The 12,747-nt window shown below is 59.2% G+C and carries 14 protein-coding genes; 2 read left to right on the top strand and 12 right to left on the bottom strand.

Annotated elements, in window-relative coordinates:
- Window positions 1-161: 161 nt before the first annotated feature.
- Complete coding sequence (locus ABLV49_RS14175) at window positions 162-719, top strand: DUF2242 domain-containing protein (RefSeq protein WP_011800740.1); 558 nt, start codon at window positions 162-164, stop codon at window positions 717-719.
- On the opposite strand, the gene ABLV49_RS14170 is transcribed toward ABLV49_RS14175, so the two are convergent.
- From ABLV49_RS14170 to ABLV49_RS14155, 4 genes are all read right to left on the bottom strand, one after another.
- Complete coding sequence (locus ABLV49_RS14170) at window positions 689-1,300, bottom strand: rRNA large subunit pseudouridine synthase E (RefSeq protein WP_415838201.1); 612 nt, start codon at window positions 1,298-1,300, stop codon at window positions 689-691. The two genes, ABLV49_RS14175 and ABLV49_RS14170, sit on opposite strands and share 31 nt — an antisense overlap.
- Before the next feature lie 89 nt (window positions 1,301-1,389).
- A complete protein-coding gene (locus ABLV49_RS14165) occupies window positions 1,390-3,270 on the bottom strand; it encodes an amidohydrolase (RefSeq protein WP_349277344.1) in 1,881 nt (626 codons plus the stop codon).
- 67 nt (window positions 3,271-3,337) lie between these two features.
- Window positions 3,338-3,955 carry an antibiotic biosynthesis monooxygenase gene (locus ABLV49_RS14160; protein WP_349277342.1) on the bottom strand — a complete coding sequence of 206 codons (618 nt, stop codon included), beginning with the start codon at window positions 3,953-3,955 and terminating at the stop codon, window positions 3,338-3,340.
- Window positions 3,956-3,964: 9 nt separating this feature from the next.
- Entirely contained in the window at window positions 3,965-4,615 is a 651-nt protein-coding gene (locus ABLV49_RS14155; protein WP_011800744.1) for a hydrolase, read from the bottom strand.
- Window positions 4,616-4,736: 121 nt separating this feature from the next.
- Between ABLV49_RS14155 and ABLV49_RS14150 the strand changes: the two genes are divergently transcribed.
- Window positions 4,737-5,639 (top strand): LysR family transcriptional regulator, encoded by a 903-nt coding sequence (locus ABLV49_RS14150; RefSeq protein ID WP_349277340.1) that lies wholly within the window; start codon window positions 4,737-4,739, stop codon window positions 5,637-5,639.
- Window positions 5,640-5,654: 15 nt separating this feature from the next.
- Here ABLV49_RS14150 and ABLV49_RS14145 read toward each other — a convergent pair whose 3' ends face one another.
- The 8 genes from ABLV49_RS14145 to ABLV49_RS14110 form a co-directional block, all read right to left on the bottom strand.
- Complete coding sequence (locus tag ABLV49_RS14145) at window positions 5,655-6,230, bottom strand: TMEM175 family protein (protein WP_349277338.1); 576 nt, start codon at window positions 6,228-6,230, stop codon at window positions 5,655-5,657.
- Between the two features lie 109 nt (window positions 6,231-6,339).
- Window positions 6,340-6,783: a hypothetical protein gene (locus tag ABLV49_RS14140; protein WP_349277336.1), complete on the bottom strand. Its 444-nt coding sequence runs from the start codon at window positions 6,781-6,783 to the stop codon at window positions 6,340-6,342.
- Window positions 6,784-7,144: 361 nt separating this feature from the next.
- A complete protein-coding gene (locus tag ABLV49_RS14135; RefSeq protein WP_349277334.1) occupies window positions 7,145-8,035 on the bottom strand; it encodes a peptidoglycan DD-metalloendopeptidase family protein in 891 nt (296 codons plus the stop codon).
- 136 nt (window positions 8,036-8,171) lie between these two features.
- Entirely contained in the window at window positions 8,172-9,407 is a 1,236-nt protein-coding gene (locus ABLV49_RS14130) for an NAD(P)/FAD-dependent oxidoreductase (RefSeq protein WP_349277331.1), read from the bottom strand.
- 149 nt (window positions 9,408-9,556) lie between these two features.
- Complete coding sequence (locus ABLV49_RS14125; RefSeq protein ID WP_349277330.1) at window positions 9,557-9,775, bottom strand: hypothetical protein; 219 nt, start codon at window positions 9,773-9,775, stop codon at window positions 9,557-9,559.
- A 242-nt stretch (window positions 9,776-10,017) separates the two neighbouring features.
- The gene (locus ABLV49_RS14120; RefSeq protein WP_349277329.1) at window positions 10,018-10,614 is read right to left on the bottom strand and encodes a zeta toxin family protein; all 597 of its coding nucleotides are present in this window, start codon (window positions 10,612-10,614) and stop codon (window positions 10,018-10,020) included.
- Window positions 10,614-10,763, bottom strand: a complete 150-nt coding sequence (locus tag ABLV49_RS14115; RefSeq protein ID WP_349277328.1) for a hypothetical protein — start codon at window positions 10,761-10,763, stop codon at window positions 10,614-10,616. Before ABLV49_RS14115 ends, ABLV49_RS14120 begins: the two co-directional genes overlap by 1 nt.
- A 139-nt stretch (window positions 10,764-10,902) precedes the next feature.
- The gene (locus ABLV49_RS14110; protein WP_349277326.1) at window positions 10,903-12,702 is read right to left on the bottom strand and encodes an AIPR family protein; all 1,800 of its coding nucleotides are present in this window, start codon (window positions 12,700-12,702) and stop codon (window positions 10,903-10,905) included.
- Between the last annotated feature and the right edge of the window lie 45 nt (window positions 12,703-12,747).

Genomic DNA, 12,747 nt, shown 5'->3' with positions numbered 1-12,747 from the left:
GCGCCTTAAAGCAATCGTTGAAAGAATACTTCTTGTTTAGAATCAATGGCTTGCGAGATTAGTCAGTTGCCGGTAAGCGGCCCTTGGCGAAAAACCAGTGTTGGCCCGGCTTGCCCGATGAACCGGCCTACAATTTTTGCTACCTGAAGGAGTGCCCAGCTTTGAATTTTTCCTGCATACATCGCAACGCGGCCGTCTGGCTGGCAGGCTTGTTGAGCCTTTGCGGCTTGCTGAGCGCCTGCGGCAGTACGCCGAAAGCTTTTGCGTCACAGGAGGAGTTCGGCTCCACCGTGACCTATTCCCGGCTGTTTGACGCCACGGCGGCGCAAACCTGCGAGGCCGCCCGAAGGGCGCTGCTGAGCCAGGGCTACATCATCAGCGCGGCCCGGGAAGACATGGTCGAGGGCCGCAAAAGCTTTCAGCCCGAACCCGAGTCGCATCTGCAAATGGAAATCCGCGTGGTCTGCGCGCCCGACAGCCCCGACGGCAAGGTCAGCCTGGGTTTCGTGACCGCCCTGCAGGACGTTTACGCCCTGAAGAAAAGCAACAATTCGGCCAGCCTGGGCGTGGGCGCGCTGGGTTCGGTGTCGCTGCCCTTCAGTTCCAGCAACGATGCCATGGTCAAGGTCGCCAGCAAGACCATCTCCTCAGACGCCTTTTATGAGCGATTTTTTGACCTGGTCAAGCGTTATCTGGTGGTGGATGAAGGCTTGAACTGATCGATTGCATGGTCCCGCCAGCTTCCCGGCGGCAGGCCGTCCAGCGACCAGTTGCCGATGGCCGCGCGGACCAGGCGCAGGGTTGGAAATCCCACGGCCGCCGTCATGCGCCGCACCTGGCGGTTGCGGCCTTCGCGGATGCCCAGCTCGATCCAGGCGGTCGGGATGGACTGGCGAACGCGAACCGGCGGCTCGCGTTGCCAAAGTACGGGCGGTGGCTCAATCAACCTGGCCCGCGCCGGACGGGTCGGGCCATCGTTCAGCGCAACGCCTTCGCGCAAGGCTTGCAGCGCGGCCTCGTCAGGCGTGCCTTCGACCTGGACCCAATAGATTTTTTCCATCTTGAAGCGCGGGTCGGCAATATGCGCCTGGAGCTTGCCGTCGTTGGTCAGCAGCAGCAAACCCTCGCTGTCCGCATCCAGCCGGCCGGCCACATACACACCGGGAATCGCGATGAAGTCCTTGAGCCCGCGCCACCGCCCTTCAGGCGTGAACTGGCTGAGCACGCCGTAGGGCTTGTTGAAGAGAATCAGGCGTGAAGCGTCGTGCCGTTGGGTCAAGGGGCTGTGCGGTTGGTTGATGGATTGCCTGGCTGCCAGCAAGTCCTGGCGAGAGGCGGAATTATCGGGCAAAGCCGACTGCGGCCTTGCCCCTGCCGGACTTCCGTCTCTTAAAGCCAGCAGGCACAGCCCAGCGTGCCCCAGAAGCTCTTTTCGTCCGATACCGGCGCATTTGCGAGCCAGCTTTGGGTGTGCCCGTGGCCGTGGACGGCGCAGGGCTTGGCGCAGCAGTCGGCAAATGGCTGCATCGCCTTGCGCCGCGTGGCCTGGCCCGGCGCGGGCTCGCGCCAGTAGCCGCCAAAGGCGTTGGTCGGCGCCCAGTCGTTGGCGGCCTTGGGCATTGGCGGCGCCAGCCCGGCAAAGCCGCCGTCGCCATGCACGATGCGCCCTCCAACCACCGTCAGGTGCGAAACCAGATCCTTGATGTCGGACTCGGGAACGGCGAAGAAGTCGCGCGAGGGCACGATGAAGTCGGCCAGCTGGCCAAGCTTGATCTGGCCCTTTTGTCCGTCGGCATTGGCAAACCAGGCGCTGCCGGTGGTCCACAACTGCAGTGCGGTGTGCCGGTCGAGCAGGTTGTCGGGCCGGTACATCGCCGTGCCGCCCACCGTCTGGCCGGTGACCATCCAGTGCAGGCAAACCCACGGGTTGTAGCTGGCGACGCGGGTCGCGTCGGTGCCGCCGCCCACGGGAATGCCGGCATCGAGCATCTTGCGCACAGGCGGCGACTGCTCGGCGGCCCTGGCGCCGTAGCGCTCGATGAAGTATTCGCCCTGGTAGGCCATGCGGTGCTGCACGGCGATGCCGCCGCCCAGCGCCTTGACGCGCTCGATGTTGCGCTGGCTGATGGTTTCGGCATGGTCAAAGAACCAGTGCAGGCCGTTGAACGGAATCTCGCGGTTGACCTTTTCAAAGGTGTCGAGCGCGCGGCCAATCGATTCGTCATAGGTCGCGTGCAGGCGGAACGGCCAGCGTTTTTCGACCAGCAGGCGCACGACGCCCTCCAGCTCATCTTCCATGCTCGCGGGCAGGTCGGGGCGCGGCTCGCGGAAATCCTCGAAATCGGCTGCGGAGAACACCAGCATCTCGCCGGCGCCGTTGTGGCGGAACATGTCGCTGCCCGACAGCGGCGGCAGCAGTTCGGACCACTGGCGAAAGTCTTCGACTTCCTGTTTGGGCCGCTGCGTGAACAGGTTGTAGCCGATGCGCACCGTGAGTTCGCCGGCATCGCGCAGCTTCTCGATCACGCGGTAGTCGTCGGGGTAATTTTGAAAGCCGCCGCCGGCGTCAATCACCGAGGTGATGCCCAGCCGGTTGAGTTCGCGCATGAAAAGCCGGGTCGAGGCCTCCTGTGCATCCGGGTCGAGCTTGGGGCCTTTGGCCAGCGTGGCGTAGAGAATCATGGCGTTTGGCCTGGCCAGCAGCAGGCCGGTCAGGTTGCCACGGGCGTCGCGCACGATCTCGCCGCCGGGCGGATTGGGCGTGTCCCTGCCGTAGCCGACGGCGCGCAGCGCGGCGCCATTGAGCAGGGCGCGGTCGTAGAGGTGCAGGATGAAGACCGGCGTGTCGGGCGCGGCGGCATTGATTTCTTCCAGCGTCGGCAGGCGCTTTTCCGCGAACTGGTGCTCGGTGAAGCCGCCGATCACGCGCACCCACTGCGGCGCCGGCGTGCGCGCCGCCTGCGCCTTGAGCATCGCCATGGCATCGGCCAGCGAGGGCACGCCGTCCCAGCGCAACTCCATGGTGTAGTTCAGGCCGCCGCGAATCAGGTGCGTGTGGCTGTCGTGCAGGCCGGGCAGGGCGGCCGCGCCGCCAAGGTCGATCACCTGCGACTGGCTGCCCGCATGGCGCATGGCGTCCTCGTGGTCGCCGACGGCGATGAATTTGCCGCCGGCAATCGCCACGGCCGTGGCCAGCGGGTTCTGCCGGTCCAGCGTGGTGAAGCGGCCATTGATGAAGATGACTTCGGCAAGCGTGATGGCAGCGGTCATGGGTTCCTCCGGGAATGAAACAGGCGATGGGCGGGTGCTTGCGCGCAGTGGCGAGGATGCATGCCGGCTAGTCCTTGCGAAACAGCCAGCCATGCACGAGTTGCGTGTAGCGCGGCATGATCACCCAGACGACCAGGGCAACGATGACGGAGGCAATGATGACGTGCGCCACCCCATACATCCCCAGCAGCGGCGCGGCCCTGAACACAGGTCTGAACAGCCACGGCACGATCATCGTCAGCGGCCAGATCACCGAGGTGGTGATCAGCCACTGCTTCCATGCCGGCGGCTTCATGGGCGGCTCGCCAGGCGCGGCTGGCCGGGGCTGGAACCAGTAGTCGATGCCCGCGCCGATGCTGACCTGCTCGCCGCTCTCCAGGTAAGGATGCAGGGCCTCGACCAGGCGCGCGCGCTCGTCCGACTGGTGCCAGCGCGTTGCTTCCTCATACGTGGCAAAGCGCACGACGATGGTGTAGCTGGTGCTTCCCGCCGCCGGGCGCACCACATGCACGCCCTGGTGCCCGGCAAAGCTGCCCGCCACCCGCATGGTTTCGGCCAGCCAGGTTTCGTAGGCCGCCTGCGCATCGGCGCGCACGCGGTGCTGCACGATAAAGCTGATGCTCTCAGGGGAAGCGTCAGTCTGCTGGCCGGTGGATGCGGGAAGCTTGGCCTCGGTGCGGTTCATGGCCTGCCTTCAGCCCAGCTTTCGCGCCGGCAGCTTGTGCACATGCGTCATCGCATAGTCGATGCCCGAGCCATACGCGCCAGAATGCTCCACGACGATGCCGGTCGTTCCGGCGTAGGTTTCCTTGCGCGCCCAGTCGCGCTGCATTTCCAGCAGGAACTGTTGCCAGGTGATCGGCACGGCACCGGCCTGGATCATGCGCTGCACCGACATGTTGTGCGCCGCGACCGAAGTGCCGCCAGAAGCATCCTCGACAAAATAGACCTCGTAGCCATCGGCCATGGCTTCAAGCGCCGGGAAGTTCAGGCAGACTTCCGTCCACAGCGCGGCCAGCACCAGCTTCTTGCGGCCGAACTTCTTCAGCTCGGCCTTCACGCCGGCGTCATCCCAGGTGTTCATGCTGGTGCGCTCGAAGATGTGGTTGTCGGGCAGAACGGCCAACAGTTCGGGCCAGATGTTGCCCGAGAAGGACTCGGTTTCAACCGAGGTCAGCACGGTCGGCACCTTGAAAAGCCGGGCCGCCTTGGCCAGGCCGATGACGTTGTTCTTCAGCAGCTGGCGGTCGATGTTGGCCACGCCGAACGTCATTTGCGGCTGGTGGTCGATCAGCACCAGCGCGCAGTTTTCAGGGGTCAGCAGTTCGAGTTTTCCTGGGGTCATGGGACTTCCTTTTGCAGTGGTTGGGCAGTGGTTGAAAGCGAATCAGGTTGGCATCGTAAATGGTTTCCCTTAACATCACTAGATACGAATTTGCATCCAAACTGTATCCAGGAACGAGACAATGGACCGACTTGACGCCCTCAGGGCATTGGTGCTGTCAAAACAGTTTGGCAGCTTTGCCGGGGCCGCGCGGGCCTTGGGCGTGACGCGTTCGCAGATTAGCAAGCTGATCGCTTCGCTGGAGGCGGAATACGGCGGCGCGCTGTTTGCACGCTCCACACGCTCCGTCGCCCTGACCAGCGCCGGCGCCACCCTGCACAACTATGCGCTGGAACTGCTGGCCATTGATGCCGAGGCGCGCGAAGCCATGGCCGCCTTGCAGGGCATGGTGGCCGGGCCATTGCGTGTCAATGCGCCGATGTCCTTTGGTCAATTGGTGCTGGCGCCGCTGCTGCCGGGCTTTCTGGCGCTGCATCCGCAAATCGAGTTGCGCGTGGAGTTGAATGACCGGCTGCTCGATCCGTTCGAGCACGGCTTTGACCTGACGCTGCGCATTGCCGAGCTGGAGGACTCTTCACTCGCGGCGCGGCGCCTGTGCGGCGTGCCCCGGGCGATTTATGCCGCCCCCGGCTACCTGCGGGCGCAGGGCGTGCCGGACTCGCCGCAGGCACTCAAGGCGCACCGCTGCCTGAACTACGCGCACACCAACACCGGCCATGTGTGGCGCCTGGGCAAGGGCGGCGAAAAAGCGCATGTCGCCGTCGGCGGGCCGCTGTGCTCGAACAACGGCGAAGTGCTGCTGGCGGCCGCCATGGCGGGCTCCGGGCTGATACTGCAACCCGCGTTTCTGGCGGCCGGGCACCTTGCGTCGGGCCGGCTGGTGCCGGTGCTGCCGCAGTGGCAGGAGTCCCCGGAAATCGCCCTGTATGCGCTGTATCCGGCCACCCGGCGGGTGCCTGTCGCCGTGCGCGCCCTGATCGACTACCTGGTCGCCACGCTGCCGCAGGCCATGGCCGCGACCTGAGCGCGCCGGTGGTTTTTAATGCACGAGGGTGTTTTCAATCCGGCGGTCGGGAAGCAGCCACATGGAGGCCACCGCCACGTAAAGGGCGATGGCAATCCAGGCATTCACGAATGAAAGCGGAATGGCCACGGCGTAAACGAGGACGGACACCTTGCCTTTAAAGTCCCGGCCCAGTGCCAGGGCCAGTTCCGAGCCCTTGCCGTGCAATGCAATCAAGGCGCGGGCGAGAATGAAATAGGCGCAGGCCGCCATCAGCAAGACCGTCCCGTACAAGGCCACCGGCAAGGCCGCGAAATGGTTTTCACCCATCCAACTGGTCACGAACGGGATCAGCGACAGCCAGAACAGCAAGTGCAGATTGGCCCACAGGATGCCGCCATTCACCTGGCGCGTGGCGTGCAGCATGTGATGGTGGTTGTTCCAGTAGATGCCGACGAACACAAAGCTCAGCACATAGCTCAAAAACACCGGAATCAACGGATGCAGCGTTTCCCACTCGGTGCCATGCGGCACCTTCAATTCCAGCACCATGATTGTGATGATGATGGCGATCACGCCATCGCTGAAGGCTTCCAGGCGACCTTTACCCATGTGCGATTTCCCCTTGTTTGGGTGCATTGACTTGATTGGAAAAACGGCTTCCCCGGCGGGACGGATTTCCAGTCTGGCATTTTCGCTGGACGGCACCGGTGAAAAGACCTTATTTTCCGGTCAGGACCGAGCACACCCTTGAATGGAAAGTGCGAATCTTGTAGGCCAGGTGATGGCTGACGGTTCCCCGGTAGCCCCGGGAGATGGCGCGAACCGCGCACTTGGAAACCCACTCGGTCCAGTTGTTCGTTTCCAGCCGGTCAAAGCGCTCGCAATCGGTGCAAAACACCTCGAATTGCGCATATTCACGGGCGATTTTTGTGGCGGCTGCCTTCAGCAGGCTGACTTCGGTGAAAAACGCGTGGTCAAACCCGCGTGTTGATTCAAGAACCTGCGCAGCCCGGTCCAGGTAGGTTTGCGCCATCCTGGCGGACATCAAAAAACCGTAGTCATTCATCGAGATGGTGGCAAGCCGGTGCGCCCCTTCGGTGATGAAAAAGTTGATCTCGTCGGAATTTTCAAGCGGTTGCCGTGGCGTTTGCATGGCGGACATCCCATCCATGTTTCATGGTACATCCGTGGATAACCGTCGGCTAGTGCAGGCGGCTACAGATGACCCTCTTGTGAGCGCAAGCCTCGGGGTTTACCCAGGGGTCTAGCGAGCCCCCAGACGATAAGATAGTTTCCGGTGCTAAAAAGATTCCGAATTTTTCCGCCATCAGGCAGTCGGAATCCAGCACAGAAATTTCCGGTAATTCGCCGTCCCTTATGGGAGTCCGAAAGGTAGGCGTTTTGCTGAATGAGTCGGCGCAAGCCGATGCGGCCGGGCATGGCCGTCCTGCAGAGGGAATTCCTGCCATTGATGGCGGGGAGGATGTCAAGTAGGAAAAAGCATATTGATGCGATGAATTCAGTCAGGCCGCCAGAAACAGCGCCGGGTCCACCATCGTTCGGTTCAGCATCACGCCCCAGTGCAGGTGCGGCCCGGTCACGCGGCCGGTGGCGCCCACGGCACCGACGCGCTCGCCGGTCTTCAGTGCATCGCCCGGCTTCACGCCGATGTCGCTCAGGTGGCAGACCATGCTCAGCAGCCCGCCGCCGTGGTCCAGCCAGACCGTGTTGCCGTTGAAGAAATAGTCGCCCGTGTCAATCACCCGCGCCGGCAGCGGCGACACGATGGGCGTGCCCGTTCCCGCCGCGATGTCCATGCCGCTGTGCGGATTGCGCGACTGGCCGTTGAACACGCGCCGCAGCCCGAACGAGCTGGAGCGCCGCCCCGGCACCGGCACCTGCATGCGCAGCGATAGTGCATCGGGCAAGGGCGTGCTGAACGTGGCCATGACCGTGGCCTGGTGCGCGCGCTCGCGCTCGTAGCGCGCCTCGTTGTCGGGCGACAGATCGACCGTGCCCGGTGCCACCTTCAGCCGCTGCTCGCTGTAGCGCTTGCTGGCCACCGTGTAGGCAAGCTGCCGCTGGCCGCCGCCCTCAAGCTGCAGCGTGATGCTCGCCTTGCCCGGCATGGCCGACAAAGGAATGCCGACCAGCGCCGTCCATTCGATCACGTCGCCCAGCACCAGCAAGGGCACATCGCCCGCATGCGCCACCGGCCGCGCCGCCGCCGGACCCAGCGACAGCCGGGCGATGCCGCCGGGAACCTGCAAGGCGTTCGGCCAGACCTCGGAAGATGGCGGCGCGGCGGCTGCCGCAAGGCGTGAAGCGGGCAGCGCCAGCAGGCCGACGCTGCCCAGCAGGGCCGAGCGGCGGGACAGCAGCCGGTGGGGAAGGTCAGGGTGATGAATGGGCATGGTGTCTGAAGGAGGTCCGAGTAGGCTTTATCCGGCTAAATTTTGAAGAAATACATGCCAAACAAGGCTTTTGCGCTTGCTGCATCTGCATGAGTAGCTATGTAAATGATAGTACGCGAGACATGCCGGCATGGCCTTACTCGGTAAACAGCCGGACAAAGCCCTTGACGGTGAACATGCTGCCCGGATTGCTGGTTTCGTTCAGGACTCCGCTCAGGCGCTGCCGCAGGCGCGCGCTTTTGCGCGCCCGCCAGATCAGCAAATCTGCCAGCCACGGATACTTGTTGACCAGGTTGGCCCGCTCATACAGCGCAAAGCGCGGCCGCAGCGCTTCAATCCGGCTTTGGTAGTGGGCGCGTACCTGCGCCTCGCCCCCGCCCTGCAAGATTGCCTCTGCCGCCAGGATGCCGGTTTCCAGCGCCTTGCCGATGCCTTCGCCAGAAAACGAGTAGGTGCTGCCAGCGGCCTCGCCGGTCACCAGCAGGCCCGGCCGCGACAGCCGCGCCCCTTGCAGGCTGCAGCGCAGCGGCGCGCCCTTGAGCGGACTCAGGCGCGTGCCGCCCGCCATCAGTTCCCTGGCCGGCTCCGACAAGGTGCCGAGGGCTTCGAACATCTGGCGCAAATTGGCGGTGCCTGCCTTGCCCTGCGATGTATCGCGCTTGCCCGCCGGGTCATCGGGCGCGGCCAGGATGCCGACGCCCACATTGAAAACGCCATTGCCGCACGGGAAAATCCATCCGTAGCCGGGCGCCAGCGCCTTGTGCCAGATAACTTCCAGCTTGTCGATTCTGGACGCCATCGCTTCGTTCTTGATGTAGCAGCGCATCGCAATGGCGCTGGGCGTGTGCCGCTCCGCCATGCCGGCGGCCATCAGCGCCTGCGGGACTGCGCCCGTCGCCAGGATGACCCAGGTCGCCCGCAGTTCGCACTCATGGCCTGACTGCGCCAGGCGCGCGCCCACGACCTTGCCGTTTTCCTCGATCGGCGCCGTAAAACGGACGGGCGCGAACATGCGCGCGCCCGCCGCCACGGCCGCCTTGCAGACGATGTCGTCCAGCTGCTTGCGCGGCAGAACGGCCAGTGTTCCGGCCACATCGACACGCCCGCCACGCGGACTGATGCAGCTCAGAAAGCTGGATGAATGGGCTTGCCGCATGACCTCGTCCAGCACGCCGAGCCGCTCAAGGGCCTTGTGCGCGTCCGGGATCAAGCCGTCGCCGCAGATCTTGTCGCGGGGAAAGGCATGCTGGTCGATCATCACCACGTCCAGCCCGGCCTTGGCCAGGGTGAAGGCGGCCGCGCTGCCGGACGGGCCGGCGCCAATCACCAGGACATCGCACGTCTTGGGGAGTAATTCAATGCTGGAGTTCATAACTTGAGCTTACCGGACTATCTTGCGGTTTTTGACGCAAGCGTTGTTCCAGCGTGAAGCGAAAAGTGTGCTTTTACCCGGCCCAAGAATCTTCAAGCCGGGCGCATGGCCTGGCCCTGTCCGGCTCTGTTTTTTTGAAGCGCAGGTCTTTATTCCGGCGTCATCGTGATCTTGCCGTCCCGCACATAGTCATCAAACTGGGTCAGCGGGATGGCTGTCACGCCGGTAATGCCCTCGGCGGCTTCCCAGCTCAGCGTGGCGCTGTCGGGTGCCAGCGCGACTTCGACCCGCACGCGGGGGATTTCAATGGGCACACCGTCACCCGGCGTGTAGGTCACGTCACCGGTAATCATGGCGAACTGGGGCATGGCGATTTCCTTAAGAAGTTAGATAAAGGCTCAAGGCCTCAACAAACATTCTGCGTCAAGTGCAAGTAAAAGTATGTCGGCGAAGGACGGGTTCTGCACGGTGGCTGGTGCGGCCATTCATGGATTTTTTGAAGGCGGCTTGGGCTTGATGCCTGGCACGGTCATGCCAAAAGCGGCGGCCAGTTTGTGCGCCTGCTGTGCGGACTGGGCCAGAGCCTTTTGCAGTGCTTTGGGGGAAGGCGTCAAGCGGCTTTGCTGAGTTTTTGCAGTTTGTGCCATGTTGCGGGCTCCGTGGCGGTGAGTTGGTTGGCATAGCGTGCCGCTACCGGCAGCGCCTGGGTTGCCGATGAGTTGTCGAACAACGTCCATTCATCGGCCAATGGGACGTAGATCTGAAAGAAATTGTGCAGGCTGCGGCCAAATCGCCGCTTGACCACATCCGCCGGCACATCATGCCCACCAAGGGCCACGCGCAGCTTGACGCGGCGAACCGCCAACTGGACGTTGGCCAGCGAAAAATAATAGATGGCGACCGCGTAACCTTGGGCCTTCAGACCGTGCAGGAAGTGGGCAAACGAGCGGCTCGACAGCGTGGATTCAAAAGCAAAGTCGGCCCTGGCATCGCCCAGTTGCCGCAAGCGCCTGAGCATGATGCGGCCCGCCTCGAACGCGACGGCATCAGTATGGCGCCCGGACAAGCCGCGTGCGATGTAGTCGGCGTTGACAAAGGTTTCAATGCCCAGCGCGGCCAGAATCGCATCCGCATGCGTTGACTTGCCCGCGCCGTTGGGGCCGGCGAAGACCACGACACGGGGCGCGGATTGGGTCGTGTTGGTCATCAAATGGCGTGCAGGTTCTTGCAAAAGCTGGTGCGGATATACGTCAGGCCGCTCAGCCATTCGGTTTCCTGCGGCTGCAACTCGCTTTTGCCATAAACAATGCGAACGTCGATCTTCAGCCGGTTCTTGTCCGCCAGCAATTCCTTCATCCGGTCGTTGAGCTTAAGTAAGGGCTGATCAGCGTTAACCGCTCTGCAGCGCTCTTGATAATTTCTTCGAGGAAGTAAGTTGGTTGCGCTGGCGTTTAGGAACTTGACCATTTCAGCAGACCCATAATTAAGTCAGAATTTAAGCGGTTTTGATAGAGGATGGATTTCGAAGTTGTTTTAAAAATCGATTGAAAGCTACTCCTTGACTTTCAGATGCAACTTCAACCTGTTGAGTGAAATTTTGTATTCCTTCTTCAATAGAGGTTTTTGATAGACCTTCTGAAATAGACTTTGCAAGTAAGCGAGTAAATGGGGCGGTAGCAGAAATAATTGGTGTCCAATTTTTTATTGCATTTTTTGGTGCTGTTTGATTTCCAAACGAGAGTGTAAAGTAGTCACTAATTGGGCGACTTATAATGGTTTCAAGAGCACTTGCAATAGCATAAACATAAACAAATATAGAAGCTGGTAATCGAAAAAATTCAAGTCTCTGCTTTTCCAAATTAGTCAAATCTACATCGGATTTAGATTTTTCTATGAGATTTGATTTGTTACTTTCTATACTTTTTAATAAAGAAAATACGAAAACTAAGTGCGGGCCTGTAGTTTTTTCATTGAAAAATTCAGAATATAATGCATCATTATTCCATATATCGGATTTTTTGTTATATGCAATACTTGGTTGTCCATGAAATGCAGCAAGCGCTTGTCCAACCGTAAAAGATGGCATAAGCTTTGGCTTTCTTTTGATTGCACTTCCAAAGCCGCCTCTTCTGCCTCCTTCGTATTCAGCATCTTTTATCATAGATACTTGTTGTCGCAGCCTTTTTTGAATGGCATCGGTGCTTCTGAAATCTGCTGCAGTTACTTGATTTTGACTATTGTTGTAGCGAACAATGTCTCTTATTAAATCTCTATCACCGTTATTCACTGATACAAATCTAATTGGTACCATTGCATTTTCAGAAGGTATTTCATCCATGCTACCAATTGCGCCAGTGGTTTGAGCGCCATTAACTATTGCTATCCCTTTTGCCTTGATAGTTTTTTGCTCTTTATCAAATTCAATTCGATGCGTTAAAGCTGTCAGTCCATTGTTAAACACCCAAAAATTTTTGGGTGTTTCAGACATTGTTTGACGGATACCATTATTGATATTGGATTGACTTGAGCGCGCGCCTAGGTAATCTCTTATATTTGCTGAAAAAAGTTTAACAGAATAATTTTTGTAAGCAGCATAAAGATCTCTTGCGGAAATTGTTGTGATGAAGGCTGTCCAGTCTTCGGTCTTCACTTCAAATCCATCTGTGCAGTGAAACTTAATTTGCTCATTTACTGCAATGGGCGATTGAGTTTCGTTATACCATTCTGTGAGAGTAGAGTTCCCTATTTCTGAAACGAATTGATTGACAATTGTGTTCTTGTGATACTTTGCTAAAGCGGAACTCAGTGTTTGTTTGACTGCTTCAAGTTCATCAGCAACATTTTTTGATTCTGTACAATTGTGCACATACCATACGTAAAGTTTGTTGATTATTCCAGAATTAATTCCATCTCTAATACGTATTGCGTGAGATTTAATGCCTTGAGGTAATTTTTCAGCTGGCATCGTGAGCAGCCACGCTATTGCAGTATTTAAATCGCTTGCCTTATTTGCTGGTGCAATAGATTTTTTGGATTTTGAAACATAAGCTTGAATTATTACTGCTGTTCCAATTTCCTCATCAATAAAAATCAGATCATTTTTTTTGTCACTATGCCCATCTACTATTGATGAAACACCAACGCCTTCTAAATCTTCTAAATCAAATCTTAACGCTAATGCAAATAACCCGATGGCATTGACTCCAAATTTTTTTAGATCATCGTGTTCATCGAGTGCAGTTCTCCATGATGCTTCAAGTTCTTGAGATTGAATGCCTTCGATTATTTGTTGCATATAAATTGTTATGTGTTTGATTGCTGAATTTGTTAATACAAGTAA

It is taken from the genome of Polaromonas hydrogenivorans (genome assembly GCF_040105105.1).
Taxonomy (GTDB): domain Bacteria; phylum Pseudomonadota; class Gammaproteobacteria; order Burkholderiales; family Burkholderiaceae_C; genus Polaromonas; species Polaromonas hydrogenivorans.
This window is presented reverse-complemented; position numbering and strand designations above follow the sequence as displayed.